Genomic DNA, 25,981 nt, shown 5'->3' on the forward strand with positions numbered 1-25,981 from the left:
CCGGTCCCGCTAAAGAAACAGGCCCCGCAGATCGCTCTGCGGGGCCTTTTCTCTATCAGCGCAGACCGCCGTTGGACGTCTCGTCGTAATAGGCCGCCATGTCGCGGTACAGCTGCTCCAGCGGTTCGCGGCTGGTGTACATCATGTGTCCGCCCTCATAGTAGGTGAACTGGATATTCCGACGCAGGTGCGGCTCCAGCATCATCTGGGCCAGATCGTACTCGGTCGAGAAGAAGGGCGTGGCGGCATCGTAATAGCCGTTCAGCGCCAGCACCTTCACATGGGGATTGCGACGGATCACTGCCGCCAGATCAACCGCCGTATTCGGTGTCGTCTGGACACCCCCCAGCGGCGAGCGGTGCGACCAGTTCCAGTCAAACCCCGGCAATCCGCGCGCCGACTGTCGATAGTCCAGATCGGTCCGGAAGTTCAGGGTATTGGCGATATAGTCGCGGAACACCCCGAAATAGTGGCCCGTCACGGCACTGGACGCCGGATCTTCCTCGGGCGATCCGGTGACATGGCTGGCATCGATGCCGGTATAGCGGGTATCCAGGCGGCCCACGGTCTGGCGGCGGTCACGCAGCAACTCCTTGCGGAACGGGCTGAGCTCCACCCGCAGGTTGGCCTGTTCGATGAAGGCCGGGTCCAGACCGATCAGGGCGGACAGCTCGCGGGCCACCTCGGCGCGTTCCTGATCCGAGATGAAATGGCCCTTGTTCAGCGCGGCATTGTACTTGCCGATGGCATATTCGCGGGCGCGCTGGACGTGCTGTTCCAGCGTCACGCCATTGCGGTTGATGGCATTGTGGTACCAGGCCGTCGCCGCATAGGTCGGCAGCAGGGTCACGAAATTATTCGGATATCCTGACTGACGCACGCCATAGTTCATGATCGACGACAGCAGGATGACGCCATTCAGCGACATGCCACGGTCTTCGAGCTGATAGGCAAGAGCGCCTGCCCGCAGCGTGCCGTAGCTTTCGCCCAGAATGAATTTCGGGCTCGACCAGCGGTTGAACTTGGTGGTGTAGCGCAGGATGGCGCGGGCAAAGGTGTCGACGTCGCCATCAACGCCCCAGTGCGCGGCCCCCGTCCCCTCGCCCAGCGGACGCGAATAGCCCGCGCCCACCATGTCGATGAACACAAGGTCGGTCTTGTCCAGCAGGGTCATATCGTTCGGCCCCATGCGGAACGGTGCCGGACGCTCGACCACCGGATCGTCGGTCAGGACACGTACCGGACCGAAGGCCCCCATATGCAGCCAGACCGAAGGCGAACCGGGCCCACCGTTGAACATATAGGTGACCGGACGCGAGCCCACCGGCTGGCCATCCAGCGTATAGGCCACATAGAACAGGCTGGCCGTGGGCATGCCCGCATCGTTGCGCACCGTCAGCGTTCCCGCCGTCGCCTTGTAGTTCAGGCGTTTGCCGTGGGCGGTGATCGAGTGGCTGGTGGTGACCTCACGCTCCTCGGCAGAGGGGCGGACCCAGTTCTTCTCGATATCCTCGGCCACCGCATTGCGATTGCGATCCGCCGCCGTGCGCCCGCCCTCCTGGGCTTGTGCCGCGAACGGCGCGGCCAGCAAGGTCGCGGCACAGGCCGCAACGATCAGTCTACGCATGGAAATCCCCCTCCCAAAAACAACTGGGCCGCACGGTAATCACGCCGAAAGGCGCACCGCAACCATCAAAGTGACCCGTAATATTTCGGCCCTGAGACGGACTTTAAGCAGAGGTTTCGCAATATCCCGCTGCTGTGCCCCACAGGGTCTTGCCTTTACGGGCGGCGCGCTTCATGGCTCCGGCCGAACACCAGTCTGTTGCCCCGAGCCACCATGACCCCAGCCCCCAAGATCCGCGTCGCCGTTCTGATCTCCGGTTCGGGCACGAATATGGTGTCTCTGGTGCAGGCGGGCCAGACGCCCGACTGCCCCTATGAGGTGGTGCTGGTCGTATCGAACATCGAAGATGCCGCCGGACTGGAAAAAGCCCGCGCGCTTGGCGTTCCGGCCATTGCGGTGCCGCACCGCCCCTATGGCAAGGACCGTCAGGCCCACGAAGAGGCTCTGGACAGCCTGCTGCAACAGCACGGCGTCCAGGCCATCGCCCTGGCGGGCTATATGCGCATTCTGACCCCGTGGCTGGTGCGCGAGTGGGAAGGCCGGATGCTGAACATCCACCCGTCCCTGCTGCCGCTGTACCCCGGTCTGGACACCCACGCCCGCGCCATCGCCGCAGGCGATGCCGAGGCCGGATGCACGGTCCACATCGTTACCGAGGGGATGGACGAAGGCCCGATCCTGGGTCAGGCCCGCGTTCCGGTCATGCCGGGCGATACCCCCGAGCGGCTGGCCGAGCGGGTCAAAGCAGCAGAACACGTGCTTTACCCCGAAATGCTGGGTCGTTTTTGCAGCCAGCTGTACCGTTAAAATAAATTAACTCCCGATCTGGCGTGATCCGGCGCAAGGCTTGATTTCATGAAGTGTGAGGCGTTCAACTGCCACACAGCCGAAATCCAAGAGGATAGCCTGAATGAAAAAGCACCTGATGTGCGCCGTCGCCCTATCGGCCTGTATCGCTGCGCCGTGCGCAGCCAGTGCCCAAGCGAACACCGGCCACGGTGCCCACTTCCAGCCTTGGGGCTTTGACCTCGACGGGCGCGATCTGAGCGTACGTCCGGGCGATGACTTCAACGCCTTTGCCAATGGCAACTATCTGGCGAAGACGGAGATTCCGGCGGACAAGACCCGTTTCGGCCCGTTCGACGCCCTTTACGAAAACGCCCAGGGCCAGCTGCGCGCCATCATCGAAGAGGCCGCCGCCAACCCGACCACCGACAATGCCCGCAAGGTCGGTGCCCTGTACGCCAGCTTCATGGATGAGGCCGCGCTGGAGGCCAAGGGTGCCCGACCGATGGCCGCCGATCTGGCGGCCATCCGCGCCGCCCGCACCCACAGCGACATCGCCCGCTCGATGGGGGCCAGCAAGACCAAGTTCGGCTCCAGCCTGTTCGCCCTCGACGTCATGGAGGACATGAAGAACTCGTCGGTGAACTCGCTGTACACCGGCATAGGTTCTCTGGGTCTGCCGGAGCGTGAATATTACCGCAGCGAGAACTTCGCCCCGCAGCGTGCGGCCTATCAGGCCTATATCGCGCAGATGCTGACGATGATCGGTTGGGAGAACGCCGAAAAGGCCGCCGCCGACATCCTCGCCTTTGAAACCGCCATCGCCGAAAAGCACTGGCCGATCGCCGAGCGCCGCCAGTTCGACAAGCTCTACAACCCGATCGCCACGGCGGAACTGTCCGCCTATGCGCCGGGCTTTGACTGGGCCGCCTATCTCGACGCCGCCAAGGTCGGAAATGTCGATCAGATCGTCATGATGGAAAACACCGCCCTGCCCGGCATGGCCGAGGTGTTCGGTGCCACGGATCTGGAAACCCTCAAGGCATGGCAGGCCTTCAACATCGTTGACGGTGCCGCCCCCTATTTGTCCAAGGCCTTTGTCGACGCCCGCTTCGAGTTCCGCAACAAGACCCTGCGCGGCCAGCCGGAAAACCGTCCACGCTGGAACCGCGGCGTGGCCCTGGTCGATGGCTCGCTGGCCGAGGTTCTGGGTCAGGAATATGTCGCCCGCCACTTCCCGGCCTCCAGCAAGGCCCAGATGGAAGAACTGGTCGGCAACCTGATCGCCGAGATGCGCACCCGCCTGCAGAATCTCGAATGGATGACCCCGGCCACCAAGGCCGAGGCCGTGGCCAAGCTGGACAGCTTCCGTCCCAAGATCGGCTATCCGACCAAGTGGCGCTCGTATGACGCCCTTCAGGTGACGGCGGACGACCTGTACGGCAACATCGAGCGCATCGCGGCCTTCGACTGGGATTACACCCGCGCCAAGATCGGCCAGCCGGTCGATCTGGAGGAATGGGGCATGTCGCCGCAAACGGTGAACGCCTATTACCACCCGCTGCGTAACGAGATCGTCTTCCCCGCTGCCATCCTGCAGCCGCCGTTCTTCGATCCGAACGCCGATCCGGCCGTCAACTATGGCGGTATCGGTGCCGTGATCGGTCACGAAATCATGCACGGTTTCGACGACCAGGGCCGCAAGACCGACGCCAAGGGCCAGCTGCGCGACTGGTGGACCGCCGAGGACGCCGCCCGCTTCGAGGTCGAGGCCAAGAAGCTGGGCACCCTCTATGCCGCGCAGGAGCCGATCCCAGGCATCGCCATCAATCCGGAACTGACGATGGGCGAGAACATCGCCGATCTGGGCGGTCTGGTTCTGGCGCACGCCGCCTATAACCGCAGCCTGAACGGCCAGCCCGCTCCGGTGCTGGACGGTGTGACCGGCGAACAGCGCGTCTTCTACGGCTGGGCGCAGGTGTGGCGCGACAAAATCCGTGACGAGACGCTGCGCGAATATCTGGCCACCGACCCGCACTCGCCGGGTTCGGCCCGCGCCGCTACCCCGCCGCGCAACATCGACGCCTGGTACGACGCCTTTGGCGTCACCGCTGACCAGAAGCAGTACCTAAAGCCGGAAGACCGCGTCCGCATCTGGTAAGCCGCCTTCGGTAAAGGATCGGCCCGCAGCGACACCGCTGCGGGCCTTTTCTTTGGGTAATGCCCAAGAAAAAACCCCGCCGGATCGCTCCGGCGGGGCTTTTCAAATCCCTGAGGACTTCAGCGATTAGCCAACGATGTCGGCGTCGGTGAAGAACTGGGCGATTTCGATGCCGGCGTTTTCCAGCGAGTCCGAACCGTGGACCGAGTTTTCGCCGATCGACAGAGCGAACTGCTTGCGGATGGTGCCTTCAGCAGCGTCGTTCGGGTTGGTAGCGCCCATGATTTCGCGGTACTTGGCGACAGCGTTGTCACCTTCCAGCACTTGGACGACGACCGGCTCGGCGGTCATTTGCTCGACCAGCTCGCCGTAGAACGGACGCTCGGCGTGGACAGCGTAGAATTTTTGAGCTTGCTCGGTGGTCAGCTTCACGCGGCGTTGGCCGACGATGCGCAGGCCTGCACCTTCGATCACAGCGTTGATGGCGCCGGTCAGGTTACGACGGGTGGCGTCCGGCTTGATGATCGAGAAAGTACGTTCGGTCATGGTGGTGACTTCTTGTTTGGGAAAAGGTTGCGGGCTTATAGCGTTCCGCGTCCCTATTTCCAACACCCCCTATCAGTTGTCGGTTTTGTTGCGTAACAAGCGGCCCAAACGACACAAACAGCTCAACCGGCCGATATGCTTCAAATTACCAACCTGACCTTTAGCGCCTGGGGCCGCCAGTTTCTGGACAATGCCTCGGTCAGCCTGCCACCGGGCTCCAAGGTCGGTCTGGTGGGCCGGAACGGCATCGGCAAGTCAACCCTGTTCAAGATCATCCTCGGCGGTCTGGCCGCCAACGGTGACGAGGTTTCGATCCCGAAGAACGCCCGCGTGGCCTCGGTGGATCAGGAACACCCCGCCACGCCCGTCAGCGTGCTGGACACGATTCTGGAGGCCGACAAGGAGCGCCACGAGCTTCTGACGCGACTCGAAACCGCCGAGCCCGAAGAGATGGGCGAGATCTGGGGCCGTCTGATCGAGATCGACGCCGACAGCGCCCCGTCGCGCGCGTCGGAAATCCTGATCGGTCTGGGCTTCTCGCAGGAGGACATCCAGCGTCCGATGTCGCACTTCTCGGGCGGCTGGAGAATGCGTGTGGCGCTGGCCGCGGCCCTGTTCGCGGAGCCGGACCTGCTGCTGCTGGATGAGCCGACCAACTACCTCGACCTTGAAGGCGTGGTCTGGCTGGAAGCGCGCCTGAAGCGCTATCCGCACACGGCGCTGATCATCTCGCACGACCGCGACCTGCTGAACTCGGTCTGTACGCACATCCTGCACCTGTCGAACCGCAAGCTGGACCTGTACACCGGCAACTACGACACGTTTGAAAAGACCCGCGCCGAAAAACTGCGCCTGATGCAGGCCAATCAGGCCAAGCAGGAAGCCGAGCGCGCCCACCTGCAAAAATTCATCGACCGCTTCAAAGCCAAGGCATCCAAGGCCACGCAGGCCCAGTCGCGCGTGAAGAAGCTGGAGAAGATGCAGCGCATCGAGCTGCCGCCGGAAGAGCGCGTGGCTCCCTTCATCCTGCCGTCGCCGGAACGCCCCCTGCCTCCGCCCCTGATCCGATTGGAAAAGGCCAATGTGGGCTATGAGCCGGGCAAGCCGATCCTGAAGAACCTGAACCTGCGCATGGACCTTGATGACCGGATCGGTCTGCTGGGCGTGAACGGCGCGGGTAAGTCCACCTTTGCCAAGCTGATCGCCAAGGCGCTGGATATCGAGACGGGCGAGTTCCACCGCGACGGCAAGATGCGCGTGGGTTGGTTCCACCAGCACCAGATCGAGGCGATGGACCCCGAGGACACGCCGCTGCAGATCATCCTGCGCGCCATGCCCGAAGCGTCCGAGAACAGCCGCCGCTCGCGTCTGGCCCAATGGGGCCTGCCCTTCGAGAAACAGGACACCAAGGTCGGTGCCCTGTCAGGCGGCGAGCGCGCGCGCCTGCTGCTGAACCTGGTGGCCATGGATGCGCCGCACATCCTTATACTCGATGAACCGACCAACCACCTTGATATCGACAGCCGCCGCGCCCTTCTGGACGCGCTGAATGAATATACCGGTGCGGTGATCCTGATCACCCACGACCGCTCGCTGATGGAGCTGGTGGCCGACCGTCTGTGGCTGGCCGCCGACGGCACGGTGAAGCCGTTCGAAGGCGATATGGACGACTATACCAAGTTCGTCCTTGAACGCGCCAAACAGGGCATGAAGCCCTCGCAGGTGAAAAAGGAAGAACCCGCACAGGCTCCTCGGACCGAAAACGCCACGTGCACGAACGATAGCGGCAAGGCCAAGAAAAAAGGCAAGTCGCCCTCGACCCTGCGCCATGCGGTGAAGAAGGCAGAGGAAGCGATGAACACCATCTCTGCCGATCTGGCCAAGATCGACGAGAAAATGGCCATCGCCGCCGCCAATGACCCGAAAAAGTTTGAAACCCTGAGCCGCAAACGGGCCCAGCTTCAGACCGATCTGGAAAACGCCGAAGCGGCATGGGTCGCTGCCGAAGAAGAACTGGCCGAGGTAAGCTGATGGCGAACAAACCGCTCCTTTCGCCTGAACAGCGTGACGAAGCCGCCCACAAGATCCGTGAGTGGCTTCAAAGCGAACAGGATGTGGAACTGGGGCGGTTGCCTGCCGAAATGCTGGTCGAGTTCATCGAACAGCAGGTGGGGCGGCACTATTACAATCAGGGTCTTCGCGATGCCGAGACCCTGATCCGCGCCAAGGTCGAAGATATCTCCGATGGCCTCTACGGCATGGAACGCTGAATACTTAAAAAGGCCGCCCCGACAGGAGCGGCCTTTTCCCTTGCCATCAACCGCATGAAGCGCGGGTGATGATGTCCTTGTCGTCGTAGTGGAAGCTGACGCGATCCGTGCGGTAATCCATCGTCGCCATGCAATCCTTGCACAGGAAACGGAAGATCAGGCCCGTAGGCGCTTCCGGTACGGACTGGCGCGGCTTGCCGACATAACGCTGCCAGTCCTCGTTGCGGCACTGCCCCCCTTCACCGACATCAATGATGGCAGGATTGTCCGGAGTGGGTGCCGGCGGATTGGCCGAGGTCTGGGCACAGGCCCCCACAGCCAGCAACATCATGGCCGCCAGCGAAGAAACGTGTTTAAACATTTACGCCATCCCTTTGTATTTATTATATTTAACCGCAGCGCACAGACTGTATGCGTCCGGTTTGGCGGTCATAGAAGATATTCAGGCGATAAGGCACATGGTCTTCGGTAATCGCGCATTGGGTGCAGGTTACACGACGGCGCGACACATCCACCGGAACAGGAATTTCGGTGCGCAGGCGCCCGATCAACCATTGCAGATCAAGGGCACCGCACTGGTCGCCCGGTGTCGCATTGGCGGGCGGCGACGATGGAAGATGCGATTGCTGGTACGGACGTCCCTGATACGGACGCCCCTGGGGTGCGGGATCGTTCGCATAATAGGGCCGCTCGGTCGATGATGGCGCAGGCTGGCTGTTGGCCGGATTGGAATAGGCCGGAGACGTCGCCGTCGGCACCGGTCGCGTGGACATGGGTTCGGGACTGGAGCCACAGCTCCACAACCCGACAGCCAGTATCAGGCTGCCCGCGCCCAGCGCCCTTCTTCGTCCTGTTTCCAGTACTGGAGCTCGGCCTTGCCGCCGTCCTTCAGCGTACGCCAGCGGTTGCGGGCATGCTGTACAGAACTCTCGTTGCGACCGTCGAAAATGATGAAACACCGCGCAAAATCCTCTGTGTCCCCCAGTTCTGTCTCATCGACGATGAATAGCGTCTGAGCAGAGTTCAGATTCTCACCCGATTCGGTGAGTAACACAGGTTGGCGATTGGCATGTTCTGCATCGGCGCGGCCATGAGGCAGAAAACTCTCGGCCCTATAGGTCCAGAGAAGCTCGTCGATTTCATCGACATTGTCGGGTGTCACCCGCACAAGGGCGCGCCAGCCCTTCTGGAGGGTTTTCTCCAGAAGGCCCGGCAGCACCTGTTCGAGCGTTGAACGCTCGAGGTGGTAGAACCAGATTTCCGTTTTTGCGTCGGACACCTAGGCCCTACCCCCGATTTGAAGCGATTTAGGCTTCGTACTTGTCCGCGACCATCTGGTCGAGCAGACGCACGCCGTAACCGACAGCACCATCCGGCACGGTCGGGTTGGTCGAACCCTTGACCCATGCGGTCGAGGCAATGTCGATGTGCGCCCACGGCACGCCGTTGGTGTGGCGTTGCAGGAACAGGGCGGCGGTGATCGAACCACCGGCGCGGCCATTGCCCATGTTCTTCATGTCGGCAATCGGGCTGTCGATGTGGCGGTCATATTCCGCCGGAATCGGCATGCGCCACGACTTCTCACCGACCTTCGGACCGGCAGCGGCGATGTTCTCGGCCAGCTCGTCCGAATTGGTGAACACGCCGGCGTATTCATTGCCCAGCGAGATGATGATCGCGCCGGTCAGGGTGGCCAGATCGATCATGAACTTCGGATTGAAGCGGTCTTGGGTATACCAGAGCGCATCGGCCAGAACGAGGCGGCCTTCGGCGTCGGTGTTCAGCACTTCGATGGTCTGACCCGACATCGAGGTGACCACGTCACCCGGACGCTGGGCGTTGCCGTCAGGCATGTTTTCCACGAGGCCCAGGACGCCGACAGCGTTCACCTTCGCCTTGCGGCCAGCCAGTGCGTGCATGAGGCCGGCCACGGCAGCGGCGCCGCCCATGTCCCACTTCATCTCTTCCATGCCCTCGGCAGGCTTCAGGCTGATGCCGCCGGTGTCGAAGCAGACGCCCTTGCCGACGAAGGCGATCGGCTGTTCGCCTTCCTTGCCGCCGTTCCACTGGATGACGGCCAGCTGGCTTTCACGGACCGAGCCTTGGCCCACGCCCAGCAGCGAGCCCATGCCCAGCTTTTCCATCTCGGCTTCGCCGAGGATCTCGACCTTGGCACCCAGCTTTTCCAGTTCCTTCACGCGACGCGCGAACTCGGCCGGATACAGGATGTTGGCAGGCTCCGAGACCAGATCGCGCGAGAAGTAGACGGCGTCGGCCACAGCCGACAGCGGGCCAAAGGCTTCTTCGGCGGCGACCGGATTTTCGGTCACGACGCGCACCGTCTTGATCGACGGCACCTTCTCCGGCTTCTGCTTGGTCAGGTATTTGTCGAAACGGTAGGCGGCCAGACGGGCGGCGAATGCCGCACGCGCAGCCTGTTCCGGCGTCAGATGGGTGGTGTCGATGGTCAGGGTTTCGGCACCCGACAGCTTCACGGCCGCATAGGCTGCACCGGCATAGGTTTCGACAGCCAGATCGTCGAACTTGTCGGCACTGCCTGCACCGACCAGCAGCACGACGTCGGCATCGACACCCGCAGGGGCGACCACGTTCAGGGTGGAGTTCGCACCGCCCTTGAACCGGCCCGAGGCCATCGCCTTGACCAGCGCGCCGGACGCCTTGGCATCCAGATCAACAGCCAGGCCTTTAAGTTGGCGTTCTTCCTGAACCATCACAGCGAGAATCTGCGATTGTTCGGCGGAAGCTACGAACTGAATTTGCATTAAACCTCTCCGGCCGGAGAATTGCTTCCCCGGTGGCGTTTGATTTCAAGATGAGCGCGCCAGCGGTTCCACCGTCGCACTCGGACGTGTATTACATGGGCCGCATCGTCTTTGCCTGCAACACAACAGGCACCCCTAACGCGCAAAATTTCACTGTATGACCCTTATTCAACGGTATCTGTTCCGCCAGATCGGGCTGCCAATTCTGGCGGCCATCGGAGCGCTGGTCGGAATTGGCTTGCTGAGCCAGAGCCTCGAACAACTTGAGGTTATTGTTCAGCGTGGCCAAAGCCTCTGGGTCATGACCAAGCTGACAGTGCTGGCGCTGCCGCAACTGCTGGCCGTAATCCTGCCGATCGGGCTTTTTGTAGGCGCTCTGATCGCCCTTACCCGACTGCAACGCGATCAGGAACTGACCGCGGCCTATGCGGCGGGTATGGGCCGTTTTGCCCTGATCCGGCCCGCTATGGCTCTGGCGCTGATCGTTACGGTTATCGGCCTGCTGACAACCACCGTGCTGCAACCGTGGGGCCAGCAGGAAAGCCGCCGTCAGGCCTTTGCCATCCGTACCGATCTGGCGGCCTTGCTGGTCGAGGAAGGACGCTTTGTTCAGGGCCCCGACGGTCTGGCCGTCTATGTCCAGAGCATCGAGCAGAATGGTCTGATGCGGAACCTGTTCGTCTATATCGACGACGGGAAGACCGTGACCAGCTGGGATGCCGAGACCGCCCGCTTCACCCGCATCGACGGCACCCCCGTGCTGACCATGCAGAACGGGTCGATGCAGCGTTATTCATCGCGCGATGTCCTGAACCATCTGTCCTTCGACAACTATGCCATCGACTTGACGCCCTATGCGCGCGGCACCGACCAGAAAATCCGTTTCAAGGCGTCGGATCTGTGGCTGACCGACCTGTTCAACCCCGGTGACGATGTCATCGCGATGGCGGGCACGCGCGGCGAACTGGCTGCCGAGGGTCACAGCCGTATCACCTCACCGCTTTATGCACTGGTGGGGATGGGCTTTGCCCTGTCGGCCATTCTGGGCGGAGCGTTCAGCCGCACCGGCTATACGGGGCGCATCGCCCGTGCAGCGGGCCTGTTCCTGGTGGTGCGTGTCATCGGCTACGGTCTGGTCGCTGCGGCGGCCTGGAATGGCTGGTTGAACATCCTGCAATACCTGCTGCCGCTGGGTGCGACCGTACTGGCCGTGCGCCATCTCTTCCGCGCGCTGAAGCCGCGCCGCCACGGCCTGCTGGGCCGTCTGAAGTTGAGGGCCGCGTGATGCGCCTGGGCCGTATTGAGCGTTATGTACTGGGCCAGCAGCTCAAGTCGCTGGGCGTCGCTCTGGCGATTATTGCCGCGCTGGTGATGCTGATCGACTTTGTCGAGGTTTCGCGCGGGCTGAACTCCGATGGCGAATTGTCGGGTCTTAAAGTCCTGTCCCTGATCGGGGTGAAATCTCCCGCGGTCATTGTGCAGCTTTTGCCGTTCGTCTTCCTGTTCGGCACGCTGGGGGCCTTTGTCAGCCTGAACCGCCGTAGCGAGCTGATCGCCATGCGTGCCGCAGGTGTGTCGGCGTGGCGCTTTGTGCTGCCTGCTGCGGCCTGCGCCTTTGTTCTTGGCATTCTGACGATTACGGCGCTGGGCCCACTGGCGGCGGCGGGCGATGCCCATTGGCAGGCTGAACGCAAACGGATCAGCGGTGGCAATGCCACCAGCACCGAGGCCGTCCCGGTCTGGTTGCGCGAAGGCGACGACAACCGCCAGATGATCATCCGTGGCGAGCGCCAGGACCGCAGCACCGGCCAACTGCTGGATGCCACCTTCTTCATCTACTCCATCACTCCGGACGGCCAGCGCCGCTTTACCGAACGTATCGATGCCGAGACGGCCCGCCTGACCTCGGGCCGCTGGCGTCTGACAAACGTATTGGGCGGTCAGGGCGGCCAGCAGGCCGTTCGCTATGCCACCCTGGACCTGCCTTCGACCCTGGCCGACGAAGAGGCATTCCAGCAGTTCGAGCGTCCGCAATCGCTGTCGGTCTGGTCGCTGCCGGGACAGACGCGCCAGATCGAGAATGCGGGCTTTGCCTCCACGGCCTATTCGCTGCGCTTCCAGCAACTTCTGGCCACGCCGCTGATGTTTGCGGCCATGTCCATTCTGGCCGCAGCGTTTTCGCTGCGCCTGATGCGACTGGGCGACATGGCCAGAATGGCCGTGTCTGCGGTGGTGCTGGGCTTTGCCTTCTTCTTCATCAACCAATTTTCGTCAGCGATGGGATCGGCAGAGGTTATTCCGCCGTTCCTCGCCGCATGGTTGCCTGCCATATTGACGGCCCTCGCCGCTCTTACCTTGCTGTTCTATACCGAAGACGGCTAATCGACAGATCGGTATTCCCCTGATCTTGCTGCCCCCCCGAATGGATGACCGTATGCGTGAACGCCATCACCCCAAAACAGGAGCCCTGCGCCTGAGGCTGATGGCCGGTGCGGCGCTGTGCGCCCTGCCTGCCTGGGGTCTGGCGAATCTGGCCCATGCCCAGACGCAACCGGTCCAGCAGTTGAGCGCCCCTGTACCCGCCGACGACGGACTGGGTTCGCGCGGCCTTTATGTCGAGGCAGACCGCGCCGAGCGTCAGGGCGATGTGGTGTCGGCCAATGGCGGCAAGGACGCCGACCGCGTATTCTCGCGCTATCAGGATTACACCCTGCGCGCCGAAGACGTTCAGTATGATCTGAATACCGGCATCTCCCGCGCGGCAGGTCAGGTGGAACTGATCGCGCCGGATGGCACGGTCGTTCATGCCAGCGAGCTTCAACTCACAAACGATATGAAGACGGGTATCGCCGTCGATCTGGCGACCCGTACGCCACAGGGCGCAACCCTGATGGCGGCCACGGCGGTGCGCCGCTCGGACACGGTATCGGAGCTGAACCGCGTCTATTTCCTGCCCTGCCCGGTTTGCGAGAACACGCCTGACGCCAAACCCGGCCTCAGCCTTCAGGCCGAGAAAGCCGTGCAGGACGAGCGACTGCGCGCCATCACCTACCGCAATGTGCTGATCCGCTTCGGTGATGTGCCGGTCTTCTATACGCCCTATCTGGCGCACCCCGACCCCAGTGTAGATCGCGCATCCGGCTTTTTGATCCCGCGTATCGACTATGACCGTGCCCGTGGCCTGTCGGTCGAGGTACCCTATCTGCATGTGGTCTCGCCGTCCGAGGACTGGCTGTTTACCCCGCGCGTGAACACCAGTGTGCCGCCCTTCCTCAATGCCCAATGGCGCCGCCGTTTCAACAACGGCACCGTGGTTGTGCGTGGCGGCTATACCTATGCCCAGAATTTCGGCGACTTCGATCTGGATGGAGACGGAAAGTCCGAGTCCAACGTCAACTTCGGCGACCGTACCAGCAGATCCTATGTGCTGGCCCACGGCGAGTTCGACCTTCCCGGCCCGTGGCGCTGGGGTTTCACCGCAGAGCGTGTTTCGGACAAGACCCTGTTCGACCGATATGAGGTGCGTGACCCCTATCAGGACAACGGCCTCTACTACGGGGACCGCCGCCGCCTGATTTCCCAGATATATGCAGAGCGCCAGACGGATCGCTCGTACCTGTCGGTTGCGGCGTTCAGCATGCAAAGTCTGCGCGTGTCGGAGTTCAGCTCCATCACACCGGCGCTGAACCAGTTCGAATCCGACAACTCCCTGCCGCTGGTCGCCCCGATCATCGATGCACGATGGGAGCCGGACAGACCGATTCTGGGTGGCCGCCTGCGCCTGCGTGCCTCGGCCGTGGCCCTCACGCGTGAAGCCTATGTCGGCTATCCCACCCTGCGCCCCGAGGTGGTTCCGCCCGTAGTCACCCCCGATATGCCCGGCGTGGACAGCCGCCGCACGTCCGGACATCTGGATTGGCGACGCGTCATCATCACCGATCCGGGCGTCCGTATCGAGCCGTTCGTCGATCTGCGCATCGACGCCTATTCGATTTCGGGCCTCCCGCCGTTCCTCAACAAAGGCGACCAGTTCATCACGCGTGGCCGCACTTCGGCTGGTGTAGATGTGTCCTATCCGCTGTATCGCCCGTTCGCCGGCAGCGGCTCCATCGTGCTTGAGCCGATGGCCCAGCTCTCCATCTCGAACAAGGCCGACCTCGATCCGCTGATTCCGATCGAGGACAGCCAGACCGTCGAACTGGACCACATCAACCTGTTCAATACCGACCGCTTCCCCGGCTATGACCTGCTGGAGGGCGGCCTGCGCTTTACCGCCGGTGGACGGGCCACGCTCAACTGGGGTGATGAACTGTCGGCCAGCCTGTTCGTGGGCCGCTCCTACCGCGACACGGATATGAACGCCTTTTTGGTGCCGATTCCGGATTCGCCCACCCGCCTGTACGACCCGTCTGGGCTGGCCCGCCGCTATTCGGACTGGGTGGTTCAGGGCACCTTTGACCCGTCCGACCGTCTGCGCGGCTGGTTCCATGCCGTTCTGGACGACGAAGGCAACATGCGACGCGCCGAAGCCACCATCAGCGGCAACTGGGGCAGCCGCAATTCAGGTGCGCTCAGCTATATTGTCGACCGCTCCAACCCGCTGGCTGGCCCGCTGAACCGTAACTACGAGTTCGTGCAACTGGCCGCGCAACAGTTCGTCTATCGCAACTGGGGCGTGACCGTGCGCGGTATCGCCGATATGGAGCGCAACATCATCACGCGCTCCGAGGTGGGCCTGTTGTACGACGATGACTGCTTCCGTCTGGAAATCGGCTGGCGCAGCGATAACACCCGCGTCCGTCCGACCGGACCTAGCGAAAGCATTTTCGTACGCCTAAACCTCGTCACATTTGGCGGTAACGGATATGATCACACTGAATTACGGTAGGGATATCGCGTGAACCGACCGCATGCGATACACACCCACAGGTCACAGTTCGTGATCGGGACGACCGACCGCTTTAGAGAATCAGGACTCACGATGGGTTTCAAGCGTTTCACTACGGGTACGGCAATTGCCGCCCTTCTGACGTCCGCCACCTTGGCACCGGCAGTGGCACAGACTGCGCCGGCACAAACGCCACAGGCTGCGGGCACGCTGAACCCGGCGGCTGAAGAAGCCCCAGTACGTCCCGCGCAGGAAGCGCGCTTCCAAATGTCCGACGGTGTCGTCGCCACCGTCAATGACCGCATCATCACCGGCTTCGATCTGCGTCAGCGCATGCTGCTGACCATCATCATGTCGCAGGTCCAGCCGACGCCGGAGACACTGCCTGCCCTTCAGCAGCAGGCTCTGAACGACCTGATCGACGAGCGTCTTCAAGCCCAGGAACTGGCCAAGTTCGAACAGCTGAAGATCACCGACGAAGAGATCGACCGCGAGATCGTAACCTTGGCCCGCGAGGTTGGCCTGTCGCCGGAAGACTATCTGCGCTTCCTGCAACAGGGCGGTATCCAGCTGGCCTCTTTCCGTGAGGGTCTGCGCGTGCGTCTGGGCTGGAGCGATCTGACCGTGGGTCGTTTCCGCGACCGCGCCAAGGTCAGCCAATCCCAGGTGGATCAAGCCCTGCGCCAGATCACCGAATCGGCCACCAAGCCCCAGTACCTCATCGGCGAGATCTATCTGGACGCGGCCCGCGTGGGCGGCATGCAGGAAGCCATCAACGGCGCCCGCCAACTGATTGCCCAGATGGTGCAGGGCGCGCCGTTCCAGGCCGTTGCACGCCAATTCTCCTCGGCACCCTCAGCGGCCCGCAACGGTGACGCAGGCTGGATCGTACAGGGCACCGTCCAACCCGCCCTGCAGGCCGCATTCGACGTGCTCGAAGTGGGTCAGCTCTCGACGCCCATCGTCGTCGAAGGCGGTGTTTATATCGTCTATATGCGTGACAAACGCGCCGGTGCCGCGACCAGCCACGTTTCGATGAAGCAGATCATGATCGAACTGCCGGAAACCGCTTCGGAGGCCGAGGTTTCGGCTGCTGCGGCGCGACTGAACGCCATCCGCGGCGATCTGACCTGCGACAACATTCTGGAACGCGCCCGTTCGGAACAGGGCATGCTTGGCTCCGATCTGGGCGAGGCCGACATTTCCAACCTGCTGCCGCAGTTCCAGCAGGTGGCCCGTTCGGCCACCGTCGGCTCGGTCAGCGATCCGGTGCGCTCGCCGCTGGGCCTGCACCTGCTGGCCGTCTGCGACCGCCGCGTCGGCGGGCCGGAAGTGCCCTCGCGCCAACAGATCGAAAACCGCCTTCAGGGCCAGAACTTCGCCATGCTGGGTCGCCGCTACCTGCGCGACCTGCGTGAAGATGCGCTGATCGAAATCAAGCAATGATGGATGAACCGATGATGGGGGCCCGGCCTACGGGTCCCCTCATTGTCAGTATGGGCGACCCTGCCGGTGTCGGCCCCGAAGTGATCGCCCGCGGATGGGACACACTGCGCCAGCAGCGTCAGTCCGTACTGAAACCGGCTCCCCTTCCCTTTGTTGTATTGGGCGATGCAGCCGTATTGGCGCGTCAGGGCTTTCCTGTCGAAGCCGTCTACTCTCCCCACGAGGCGTTTCAGGTCTTCAACCGCGCCATACCGGTCATCGACCTTCCGGCCCCTGCACCTGTGGTCGCGGGCCAGCCCGATCCGGCCAATGCCGGTGCCGTCGCCGACTGGATCGAACGCGCCGTCGACATGATCCTGTCGGGCGAAGGCTCCGGTCTGGTGACCGCGCCCATCGCCAAGGCCCCCATGTATGCGGCGGGCTTCCGCTTCCCCGGCCATACCGAATTCATCGCCGAACTGACCGCCGACATGCCGTTCACCGGCACGCGCGGTCCGGTGATGATGCTGACGGCGCAGGACCTGCGGGCCTGTCTGGTCACCATCCACGTGCCCATCGACCAACTGCCCGAACTGATTACCGCGGAGCGCGTGACCCGCATCGCCCGCGTGGTGCATGAGTCGATGAAGCGCGATTTCGGCATCGCCAAGCCGCGTCTGGCCATGGCGGGCCTGAACCCCCATGCGGGCGAAGGCGGCTCTATCGGGCTTCAGGAAACCACCATCCTTCGTCCCGCCGCCGAACAGTTGCGCGGCGAAGGTATCGACATCACCGATCCCCGGCCCGCCGATACCCTGTTCCACGAAGAGGCCCGCAAGCGTTACGACGCCCACATCTGCCTCTATCACGATCAGGCGCTTATCCCTGTGAAAACGCTGGACTTCTGGGGCGGCGTCAATGCCACGCTGGGCCTGCCCATCGTGCGCACCTCGCCCGATCACGGCACAGGGTTCGATATCGCAGGCAAGGGCATCGCCCGCGCCGACAGCTTTATTGCGGCGGTAAAACTGGCATCAGACATGGCGGCCAAGCGCGCAACGCGCTAACACCTGCCTCGTGACCGACCACCTGCCCTCCCTCCGCGAAACGCTCGACGCCCACGGCCTGTCGGCGAAGAAGAGCTTTGGCCAGCATTTCCTGCTGGACCTGAATGTTACCCGCAAGATCGTGCGCTATGCCGGCCCGTTCGAAGGCCGCAATGTCATCGAGGTCGGACCCGGCCCCGGTGGCCTGACCCGCGCCCTGATCGAGAGCGACGCGGGCAAGGTCATTCTGGTCGAGAAGGATCCGCGCTTCATCCCGCTTCTGTCGGAACTGGACGACGGCTCTGGCCGCCTGACCATCCACGAGGCCGACGCCCTCAAGGTCAAGGAAGCCGACCTGTCGGAAGGTCCGACCCATCTGGTGTCGAACCTGCCGTACAATGTCGGCACGCCGCTGCTGATCAAATGGCTGACCGGCCCGTGGCTGCCGCACGCCCTGACGCTGATGTTCCAGAAGGAAGTCGCCGAGCGCGTGGTCGCCCAGCCGAACGACGACGCCTATGGCCGTCTGGCCGTGATCTCTCAGGCCGTGTGCGAGGCGCGCATCGTCATGCACCTGCCCGCCGCCGCCTTTACACCGCCGCCCAAGGTGGCCTCTGCCGTGGTTCATCTGGTGCCGCTGGCCGAGCGCCCTTCGCCTGAGCGCCTCAAGAAACTGGAACGCGTGACGGCGGCCGCCTTTGGCCAGCGTCGCAAGATGCTGCGTTCCTCCCTCAAACAACTCGGTGGTGCCGCCCTGTGCGAAGCCGCCGGAATCTCCCCCGAAGCCCGCGCCGAAACGATCGACGTTGCCGGTTTCCTGCGTTTGGCTGATGCCCTGTAAATGACTGTCCAGATCGATCCCTTCCGCGCCATCAACATCTCCCGCATCGCCCACGAGCTGAAGGCTCAGGGCCGTTCGGTGATCCACATGGAGTTCGGCCAACCGTCTACGGGCGCCCCGCCCAAGGCGATTGCCGAAGCTCACGCGCGGCTGGATTCCGAAGCGGGCGGCTATTGGGAAGATCCCAAGCTGCGCGAGCGCATCACCCGGCTTTACGCCGACCGTTACGGCGTGACGGTCGATCCGGAATGCGTGATCCTGACGGCGGGGGCCTCGCCCGCGCTGGTGGTGGCGCTGTCGGTCATGTTCAATCCGGGCGACCGGATTGCCACCGCCCGCCCCGGCTATGTCGCCTATCGCAATACGCTGAAGGCGATGCACATGGAGTGCATCGAGATCGATTGCGGCCCCGAGGTCAGCTATCAGATGACCGGCGCGGCGCTGGATGCCATCGAGCCCGTCCCTCAGGGCGTCATTCTGGCCAGCCCCGCCAACCCGACCGGCTCGCTGATCCCCGAGGCCGAGCTGAAGGCCATCGCCGAGGTCTGTGCCCGCAAGAACATCCAGATCATCTCAGACGAGATCTATCACGGCCTGATCTATGAGGGCCGCGCCCCGTCCATGCTGGAATACACCCCGCAGGCGACGGTGGTGAACAGCTTTTCCAAATACTGGTCCATGCCGGGCTGGCGTCTGGGCTGGGTCATTCTGCCCGCAGAGATGGTCGAACAGGCCCGCGCCCGCATGGGCAATATGTTCCTGACGCCTGCGACGCTCAGCCAGCGTGCCGCGCTGGTGGCGATGGACTGCGACGACGTGTTGGAATCCTACGTGGATGTTTACCGCGAGAACCGCCGTCTTATGCTGGAGGCCTTGCCGGAGCTGGGTTTGGCCACCATCGCCCCGCCGGACGGTGCCTTCTACATCTATGCCGACATCAGTCACCTGACCGACGACAGCATCGCCTTCTGCGAGGCCCTGCTGCGCGAAACGGGCGTCGCCACCGCGCCGGGGATGGATTTCGACCCGGTTAACGGCAACCGTTTCATCCGTTTCAGCTTCGCCGTCTCCACCGCACAGGTCGTAGACGCCCTCAGACGGATCAAACCTTTTTTCAACCGTTGACGTATCAATAGTATGCCAGAGCTTTAGTCACGCCCATCAGTGCGCGTGGCGAGTCGTTGGAGCATACTTTGGGTCACAGCCACGATACGGTCTTTGTTGCGCTGTCGCTGGGCGTTGCCATTCTGGCGTCATGGACTGCGCTCGGTCTGCTGGAGAGGGTTCGCGCCAATCTTGAAGGGCGACGTATCATCTGGCTTGCCGCGACTGCAGGCGCGATGGGCGGCGGCATTTGGTCGATGCATTTCATCGCCATGCAGGGCTTCGACCCCGGCGTGCCCTTCACCTATGATGTCGGCCTGACAATCCTGTCGTTGGGCCTGGCGTTTGCAGGGACGTTCGCGGCCTTCTGGATGGCTGCCAAGCCCCAGGCGCGTCTAGAATTCATCGTCACATCCGGCGCTGCGATGGGGATTGCCATTGCCCTGATGCACTACGTCGGCATGGCCGCCATCCGAAGTGCAGCAGACCTGAGCTTTCACCCCGGCTTTGTGGCTGCATCCCTAGCCGTGGCGGTCATGGCCTCGTTCTGGGCAATGGTCTTGGTCCGCTCGGACCTTTCCATCCGCCAGAAAGTCATCGGTTCGGTGGTGCTGGCGCTGGCGGTCGTCGCCATGCACTACACGGCCATGATGGGAACCGTGGTCGAGATCGGCGACAACGCCGTCTCATCGGGCCATGAGACCAGCGGCCTGACACTGGCGACCATTACGGCGCTGGTTACCGTCGTTCTGCTGATCGCCTCTGCGGTGATCGCCCATCTGGACCGTCGCATCAAACTGCTGACGGTGCTGGATGCCGGTGACATCGGCTATTGGGAGGTAAGGCTGCCCAGCCGTCAGGTCTGGTTGTCCCCACACGCCCGCAAGCTGCTGTTCCGGCCGGTAGAGATGGACGGCAAAACCATCCTACAGGACCACACACCGGCCCTGATCGATGCGGCCATCGCAATGGCGAAGCTGGCCATACGTACGGCCAACACCACACACAGCAAGGAAATGGAAATCCAGCTGGGCAATCGCTGGGTGGCTGTGCGCGGGCGTATGCTGATGATGCGCCGCCAGCACCATATCAAAATGGCCGGCATACTGATCGACATCACCGAGGCGCATAATGTGCGCACCGCGCTGGAGTTCAGTGACGCCCGCCAGAAGCTTCTGCTGAACGAACTGAACCACCGGCTGAAGAACAATTTCGCCAGCATTCAATCCATCGCCGCGCTGACAGCCCGTGGCAGCGCCGACCTGCCGAGCTTTATCGAGACTTTCCAGTCGCGGCTGATGGCTCTGTCGAACACCCAGACCCTCCTGACCAATACAGGCTGGGAAAGCGCGGACATTGCCGCCATATTCGAGCAGGAACTGCACCCCTATACGCAGCAAGCCGTCATAGAGGGGCCGACCCTGCTGCTCGATCCCAAACGGGCACTGGCGATGGGGTTGATCGCGCACGAACTGACGACCAATGCAGCCAAACATGGCGCGCTCAGCCGTCCCAACGGCGTGATCAAGGTGCGCTGGACCCAACCGGACCGGAACGGAAAAGTTCGACTGGAATGGCGCGAGACAGGCGGTCCGCCCGCTGTGCCGCCTGCGCGCAAGGGATTTGGATCACGCCTGATCCGCAACAGCATAGAGGGGGCTTTGGGCGGTTCGGCCAATCTGGAATATCTACAGACCGGCCTGAAAGTCAGCCTTCAGTTCACCACCGCCGACGCTCCGCCGGCGGTGAAAACCGCGCCCAAGGTCAAGGTGATCAAGCCCGTAGACTAGACGGGCCTCAGACGACCTCGTTCAGCAGCGCCTTCTTGTAGTCGGCAACCCACAGGTTGCGCTTACGGCAGCTGCGCTCCGCATGATAGATGTGCGCCAGCTCGGCGTACGAGCGGTCGAAATCCTCGTTGACCAGCACATAGTCGAACTCGTCACAGTGATCGATCTCGCCCTTGGCGTTGGCGACGCGGCGCTCGATCACATCTTCGGCGTCCTGCGAGCGGGTCACCAGACGGCGGCGCAGCTCTGCGAGACTGGGCGGCAGGATAAAGACACGAACGGCATCACCGGGGCATTTCTCGGCCACGTCGCGGGCCCCCTGCCAGTCGATATCGAACAGTACATCGCGGCCCTCGGCCAGTGCCCGTTCAACCGGCGCGCGCGGGGTGCCGTACAGATTGCCGTGAACATCCGCCCACTCGAGGAAAGCGTCGGCGGCGATCAGTCGCTCAAACTCGTCGCGGGTCACGAAATTATAGTCACGCCCATCAACCTCGCCCGGACGGATACCGCGGGTGGTCATGGAAACAGACAGTTCCAACCCCTTGTGGTCCGACATCAGGCGGCGGCACAGGCTGGTTTTGCCTGCGCCCGAAGGGCTGGCGACGATGAGGAGAACACCCCGGCGAGGGGTACGCGCGTTCGTCATGACTGGCTTTCAACGACTCGATAGGAAGCGTGGGTGCATAAAACTGCCTGCCACCCACCGCAAGGTTTCTGGCCGTTTTAGACCACTCTCCATTCGTCGTGTGACTTATTCGACGTTCTGTACCTGCTCGCGCAGCTGCTCGATCACGGCCTTCAGCTCAAGCCCGATGGCGGTCAGCTCGGTCGTGGCCGACTTGGAGCACAAGGTATTGGCCTCACGCATGAATTCCTGCATCAGGAAGTCCAGCTTGCGACCCGCGGGGGCAGATGCCAGCAGGCCCCGCGCCGAGGCAATATGGGCCGTGAGACGGTCCAGTTCCTCGCGCACATCGGCCTTTGTCGCCAATGCAGCGGCTTCCAGAAAAATTCGCTCTTCCAGACCTTCGGCCTCGGGGGCCAGTTCGCGGATACGGCGATTGAAGCGGTCGCGGATCGTCTGGACCTGCGCCTCTGCCTCGTCGCCGGCCTTGATCACCAGCGCTTCGATCTGATCCACAAAACCGGAAACCACAGGAAATAGCTGGGCGCCCTCGTGCTGGCGCGAAGCCTTCAAAGCGTCCAGCGCGGCCTCGATGGACAAGGCCATTGCCGCCTCCACCTCTGCTCTCGCATCGGCGTCCTCGGCTTCCTCGCTGGCTTCGATCACCCCGCGCAGGGCCAGAATACCGTCCGCCGTCGCCGCAGCCATGCCCTGGGCCATGAGGTCCCTGGCCAGTACGGTATAGCGGCCAAGGATATCGGTGTTGATCTTGATCGCCCCCTCGCCTGCACCGTCACGTCGCGCTTGCAGACCCAGCGTGACCTGTCCGCGATGCAGTCGAGACTGGGCTGCCGTCTTGGCTGCGCGTTCCAGCGTTTCAAAGCCCTGCGGGCCACGATAGCGAACTTCCAGACTACGGCCATTGACCGAGCGGGCCTCTACGGTCCAGCTCCAGCCGTGCAGGGCACCGTCGGCACGGCCAAAGCCGGTCATTCCGGATATGGCCGCCATCAGCGTGCAGCCTCGGGGACGCGGATCACCTGCGCCCCGGCAGGGATCTGCTCGGGGGTCAGAATGCGCGGACCCTCATCCCCCAGCGCCGAGGGCAAGGTGTCCGGATCGATTTCGCCACGCTCGATTGCAGCGGTGCGACGCTCGATCTCCCTCCAGCGGGCGACATTCAGCAGGTGCTCCTGATAGGTGCTGGCAAAGACATGGCCACCCGTGCCATCGGCCACAAAGAACAGATAGTCCGACTTGGGCGGGTTCAACACGGCCTTGATCGCCTCTTCGCCCGGATTGGCGATCGGGGTCGGCGGCAGACCGCGGATGACATAGGTATTCCACGGCGTCTCAGCACGGATTTCCGACAAGCGGATCGGACGTCCCAGCGGCTTGCCCTTGGTGATGCCGTAGATGATGGTCGGATCGCTTTCCAGACGCATGCCCAGACGGATACGGTTGGAGAAGGCCGCAGCCACCTGCGGACGTTCCGAGGCAATGCCGGTTTCCTTCTCGACAATCGAAGCCAGAATCAAAGCCTCCTTGGGGGTGCGCACCACCGAGTTCGGGCCGCGCGTCGGCCACAGGGCATCCATTTTCTGCTGGGCCATACGCTGCATGCGGGCGATCACGGCCTGACGGGTCTCGCCGCGCGTGACCTCGTAGGTTTCCGGCCACAGGGAGCCTTCCTCAGGCACTTCTGTGATTTCCCCGACCAGCACCGGCTGGCGCATCAGGATTTCGACCGCCTGCGCCGAGGAGCGCCCTTCGGGTAGGGTCACGAAATGGCGCACGCCTTTGCCGTTGGCCAGCATATGCACGATCTTTGACAGTGAGGCGCGTGACGGCACCTCATACTCCCCGGCCCGCACCTTGCGGTCCGCACCACTGAGGCTCATGGCCGCGCGGAATATGTCGGTCGAGCGGATGACACCCTCTCGCTTCATCGTCGCGGCGATGGCAGGCACGCCCATTCCGCTCTGGACCGTCACGATAGTGTATTCACCGTTGGCCGCCTTGGGCCCCGGCCCCCAATAGATCGCCCACAAGGCAATCAGGGCCGCGGTCAGGAACAGTCCCAATGTTCCGCCCGCTGTCAGCAGGCCAATACCAAGGCTCGAACGCGCCCCCTTCGGGCCGTTGGAGCGTGAGGGCTTTTTAGCCGCTGGGCGGCGCGTCGGAGCCTTGGCCAAGTCAGTCGACCTTCTTGAAGATCACGGCCGCATTGGTGCCGCCAAAGCCGAACGAGTTCGACATGGCGACATCGACCTTCTTGTCCTTGCCCTTGTGCGGGACAAGGTCGATCGGGGTCTCGTGCTCCGGATCATCGAGGTTGATCGTCGGCGGCACCTTCTGGTCACGGATGGCCAGAACCGAGAAAACAGCCTCGATGGCACCGGCGGCACCCAGAAGATGGCCCGTCATCGACTTGGTGGACGACACGGCCACATCCTTGGCGTGGTCACCGACCAGTCGCTCGATAGCCTTCAATTCGATCCAGTCGGCCATCGTCGAGGTGCCGTGGGCGTTCACATAGTCGATGTCCGACGGTTGCAGACCGGCGCGCTTCAACGCGGCCTTCATGGCGCGCAGACCACCGTCGCCGTCTTCCGACGGGGCGGTGATGTGATAGGCGTCGCCGCTCATGCCGTAGCCGACGACCTCGGCATAGATTTTCGCGCCGCGGGCCTTGGCGTGTTCGTATTCTTCCAGAACCATGATGCCCGCGCCCTCGCCCATGATGAAGCCGGCGTGGCCACGGTCATAGGGACGCGATGCCTTTTCAGGCGTGTCGTTATAGGCGGTGCACAGCGCCTTACAGGCGAGGAAGCCCGCGATGCCAATCGGCACGATCGAGCTTTCGGCACCACCGGCCACCATGACCTCGGCATCGCCCAGCGCGATCATGCGAGCGGCGTCACCGATGGCGTGTGCGCCCGTAGCGCAGGCGGTAACGACCGAGTGGTTCGGGCCTTTCAGGCCGTGGCGGATCGAAATCTGGCCCGACGCCAGATTGATCAGGGCCGACGGGATGAAGAAGGGGCTGATGCGACGCGGGCCCTGTTCCTTCAGGATGATGGCCGTGTCGGCAATGGGGCCAAGGCCACCGATGCCCGCACCGACCATGACGCCGGTGTATTCTTTTTCTTCGTCGGTTTCCGGCTTCCAGTTCGCATCGGCCAGCGCTTCGTCGGCAGCGGCCATGGCGAAGACGATGAAATCGTCCACGCGCTTGCGTTCCTTGGGCGAGAGAACCTTGTCGAAATCAAAAACGCCCGGTTGATCCGGCGCACCACCGCCACGGCCATCAACCCCAGGGACTTCACCCGCGATGGTGCAGCCATAGCCTTCGGTATCGAAGGTGGTGATCGGGCCGATGCCGGACTTGCCGTCCAGGATATTGCTCCAGACGTGCTCGACGCCAGTGCCCAACGGAGTGACTAGGCCGAGGCCCGTGATAACAACGCGGCGCATGGTTCGCGCTCCTTAATCTGACAGTGCAATGGCTTCGACAGCCTGTCGTGCCCCCGTAAGCGGGCCGACACAGAGGATGTGAATCAGACGATTCAGATCCAGAAACACTAATGGCCGCCGGACGGTCCCGCTAGGGGTCCGTCACGGCGGCCATGAGCTTGAAGTCTGCGACGATCGCAGGGGCCGGTATTAGGCGCCCAGCTTCTCGTTGATGAACTTCACGGCGTCGCCGACGGTTTGGATGTGCTCAGCAGCATCGTCCGGGATTTCGACGTCGAATTCTTCTTCGAAGGCCATGACCAGCTCGACGGTGTCGAGCGAGTCAGCGCCCAGATCGTCGATGAAGGAAGCCTTTTCGGTGACCTTGTCCGGGTCGGCGTCCAGTTGTTCGATGACGATCTTGCGGACGCGTTCGAGGGTATCGGACATGAGTGTCTCTCTTGCCTGTTTCGTTGTCGCCGTGATGGCGGGGTTTAAGTAGTCGCCGGTTCACGGCAGCCTATGATGCCCGAGTCCGAGGACTCAAAACACCGCGAGCGTTTCCGCCCTTTAGCACAGCATCGGGGTTAGGAAACAGTTTGTTGCGTGCTGTGATCGGATTGTGATCAC

General features: G+C 62.8%; 23 protein-coding genes. 12 read left to right on the top strand and 11 right to left on the bottom strand.

Going from position 1 to position 25,981, the window contains the following annotated elements; all coding sequences use genetic code 11:
• Window positions 1-55 precede the first annotated feature (55 nt).
• Window positions 56-1,627, bottom strand: coding sequence for a S10 family peptidase (locus B3H86_RS11825; RefSeq protein WP_292054167.1), 1,572 nt, complete (start codon window positions 1,625-1,627; stop codon window positions 56-58).
• A gap of 213 nt (window positions 1,628-1,840) precedes the next feature.
• On the opposite strand from B3H86_RS11825, the gene purN reads away from it, so the two are divergent.
• Window positions 1,841-2,434 (top strand): phosphoribosylglycinamide formyltransferase, encoded by a 594-nt coding sequence (gene purN / locus B3H86_RS11830; RefSeq protein ID WP_292054168.1) that lies wholly within the window; start codon window positions 1,841-1,843, stop codon window positions 2,432-2,434.
• 103 nt (window positions 2,435-2,537) lie between these two features.
• Window positions 2,538-4,574, top strand: a complete 2,037-nt coding sequence (locus B3H86_RS11835) for a M13 family metallopeptidase (RefSeq protein WP_292054170.1) — start codon at window positions 2,538-2,540, stop codon at window positions 4,572-4,574.
• A gap of 126 nt (window positions 4,575-4,700) precedes the next feature.
• On the opposite strand, the gene ndk is transcribed toward B3H86_RS11835, so the two are convergent.
• Entirely contained in the window at window positions 4,701-5,120 is a 420-nt protein-coding gene (gene ndk / locus B3H86_RS11840) for a nucleoside-diphosphate kinase (RefSeq protein ID WP_292054172.1), read from the bottom strand.
• Between the two features lie 135 nt (window positions 5,121-5,255).
• Here ndk and B3H86_RS11845 point away from each other — a divergent pair, with 135 nt between their 5' ends.
• Window positions 5,256-7,151 (top strand): ABC-F family ATP-binding cassette domain-containing protein, encoded by a 1,896-nt coding sequence (locus B3H86_RS11845; protein ID WP_292054173.1) that lies wholly within the window; start codon window positions 5,256-5,258, stop codon window positions 7,149-7,151.
• A complete protein-coding gene (locus tag B3H86_RS11850; RefSeq protein ID WP_292054175.1) occupies window positions 7,151-7,390 on the top strand; it encodes a DUF2164 domain-containing protein in 240 nt (79 codons plus the stop codon). The genes B3H86_RS11845 and B3H86_RS11850 overlap by 1 nt, the downstream gene beginning before the upstream one ends.
• A gap of 46 nt (window positions 7,391-7,436) precedes the next feature.
• Here B3H86_RS11850 and B3H86_RS11855 read toward each other — a convergent pair whose 3' ends face one another.
• From B3H86_RS11855 to B3H86_RS11870, 4 genes are read right to left on the bottom strand one after another with little or no spacing between them, the layout of a single operon-like run.
• The gene (locus tag B3H86_RS11855) at window positions 7,437-7,751 is read right to left on the bottom strand and encodes a hemolysin (protein WP_292054178.1); all 315 of its coding nucleotides are present in this window, start codon (window positions 7,749-7,751) and stop codon (window positions 7,437-7,439) included.
• Between the two features lie 28 nt (window positions 7,752-7,779).
• Window positions 7,780-8,163 carry a hypothetical protein gene (locus B3H86_RS11860; RefSeq protein WP_292054180.1) on the bottom strand — a complete coding sequence of 128 codons (384 nt, stop codon included), beginning with the start codon at window positions 8,161-8,163 and terminating at the stop codon, window positions 7,780-7,782.
• Window positions 8,164-8,207: 44 nt separating this feature from the next.
• Window positions 8,208-8,669: a DNA polymerase III subunit chi gene (locus B3H86_RS11865; RefSeq protein ID WP_292054182.1), complete on the bottom strand. Its 462-nt coding sequence runs from the start codon at window positions 8,667-8,669 to the stop codon at window positions 8,208-8,210.
• 28 nt (window positions 8,670-8,697) lie between these two features.
• A complete protein-coding gene (locus B3H86_RS11870; protein WP_292054185.1) occupies window positions 8,698-10,173 on the bottom strand; it encodes a leucyl aminopeptidase in 1,476 nt (491 codons plus the stop codon).
• Window positions 10,174-10,330: 157 nt separating this feature from the next.
• On the opposite strand from B3H86_RS11870, the gene B3H86_RS11875 reads away from it, so the two are divergent.
• The 8 genes from B3H86_RS11875 to B3H86_RS11910 all read left to right on the top strand — a co-directional run bounded on the left by B3H86_RS11875 (window position 10,331) and on the right by B3H86_RS11910 (window position 21,267).
• Window positions 10,331-11,458: an LptF/LptG family permease gene (locus tag B3H86_RS11875; protein ID WP_292054186.1), complete on the top strand. Its 1,128-nt coding sequence runs from the start codon at window positions 10,331-10,333 to the stop codon at window positions 11,456-11,458.
• On the top strand, window positions 11,458-12,555 hold the full coding sequence (gene lptG / locus B3H86_RS11880) for an LPS export ABC transporter permease LptG (RefSeq protein ID WP_292054188.1): 1,098 nt from the start codon (window positions 11,458-11,460) through the stop codon (window positions 12,553-12,555). The genes B3H86_RS11875 and lptG overlap by 1 nt, the downstream gene beginning before the upstream one ends.
• A gap of 52 nt (window positions 12,556-12,607) precedes the next feature.
• Complete coding sequence (locus B3H86_RS11885; protein WP_292054191.1) at window positions 12,608-15,061, top strand: LPS-assembly protein LptD; 2,454 nt, start codon at window positions 12,608-12,610, stop codon at window positions 15,059-15,061.
• Window positions 15,062-15,154: 93 nt separating this feature from the next.
• On the top strand, window positions 15,155-16,507 hold the full coding sequence (locus B3H86_RS11890) for a peptidylprolyl isomerase (RefSeq protein ID WP_292054193.1): 1,353 nt from the start codon (window positions 15,155-15,157) through the stop codon (window positions 16,505-16,507).
• Window positions 16,507-17,553 (top strand): 4-hydroxythreonine-4-phosphate dehydrogenase PdxA, encoded by a 1,047-nt coding sequence (gene pdxA / locus B3H86_RS11895; RefSeq protein ID WP_292054219.1) that lies wholly within the window; start codon window positions 16,507-16,509, stop codon window positions 17,551-17,553. Before B3H86_RS11890 ends, pdxA begins: the two co-directional genes overlap by 1 nt.
• Window positions 17,554-17,563: 10 nt before the next feature.
• Entirely contained in the window at window positions 17,564-18,373 is an 810-nt protein-coding gene (rsmA, locus tag B3H86_RS11900; RefSeq protein WP_292054195.1) for a 16S rRNA (adenine(1518)-N(6)/adenine(1519)-N(6))-dimethyltransferase RsmA, read from the top strand.
• Window positions 18,374-19,498, top strand: coding sequence for a pyridoxal phosphate-dependent aminotransferase (locus B3H86_RS11905; RefSeq protein WP_292054197.1), 1,125 nt, complete (start codon window positions 18,374-18,376; stop codon window positions 19,496-19,498). It abuts the gene before it with no gap.
• A 68-nt stretch (window positions 19,499-19,566) separates the two neighbouring features.
• Window positions 19,567-21,267: an MHYT domain-containing protein gene (locus tag B3H86_RS11910; protein ID WP_292054199.1), complete on the top strand. Its 1,701-nt coding sequence runs from the start codon at window positions 19,567-19,569 to the stop codon at window positions 21,265-21,267.
• Window positions 21,268-21,274: 7 nt separating this feature from the next.
• Here B3H86_RS11910 and gmk read toward each other — a convergent pair whose 3' ends face one another.
• The 5 genes from gmk to B3H86_RS11935 form a co-directional block, all read right to left on the bottom strand.
• The gene (gene gmk / locus B3H86_RS11915; RefSeq protein WP_292054201.1) at window positions 21,275-21,916 is read right to left on the bottom strand and encodes a guanylate kinase; all 642 of its coding nucleotides are present in this window, start codon (window positions 21,914-21,916) and stop codon (window positions 21,275-21,277) included.
• Window positions 21,917-22,021: 105 nt separating this feature from the next.
• Window positions 22,022-22,906, bottom strand: coding sequence for a YicC/YloC family endoribonuclease (locus B3H86_RS11920; RefSeq protein WP_292054203.1), 885 nt, complete (start codon window positions 22,904-22,906; stop codon window positions 22,022-22,024).
• Window positions 22,906-24,090, bottom strand: a complete 1,185-nt coding sequence (gene mltG / locus B3H86_RS11925) for an endolytic transglycosylase MltG (RefSeq protein ID WP_292054205.1) — start codon at window positions 24,088-24,090, stop codon at window positions 22,906-22,908. Before mltG ends, B3H86_RS11920 begins: the two co-directional genes overlap by 1 nt.
• A gap of 1 nt (window position 24,091) precedes the next feature.
• Complete coding sequence (gene fabF, locus B3H86_RS11930) at window positions 24,092-25,372, bottom strand: beta-ketoacyl-ACP synthase II (RefSeq protein ID WP_292054207.1); 1,281 nt, start codon at window positions 25,370-25,372, stop codon at window positions 24,092-24,094.
• Window positions 25,373-25,561: 189 nt separating this feature from the next.
• The gene (locus B3H86_RS11935; RefSeq protein WP_292041756.1) at window positions 25,562-25,801 is read right to left on the bottom strand and encodes an acyl carrier protein; all 240 of its coding nucleotides are present in this window, start codon (window positions 25,799-25,801) and stop codon (window positions 25,562-25,564) included.
• Window positions 25,802-25,981: the final 180 nt, after the last annotated feature.

Source organism: Brevundimonas sp. UBA5866 (genome assembly GCF_002432125.1).
In the GTDB taxonomy this organism is placed as follows: domain Bacteria; phylum Pseudomonadota; class Alphaproteobacteria; order Caulobacterales; family Caulobacteraceae; genus Brevundimonas.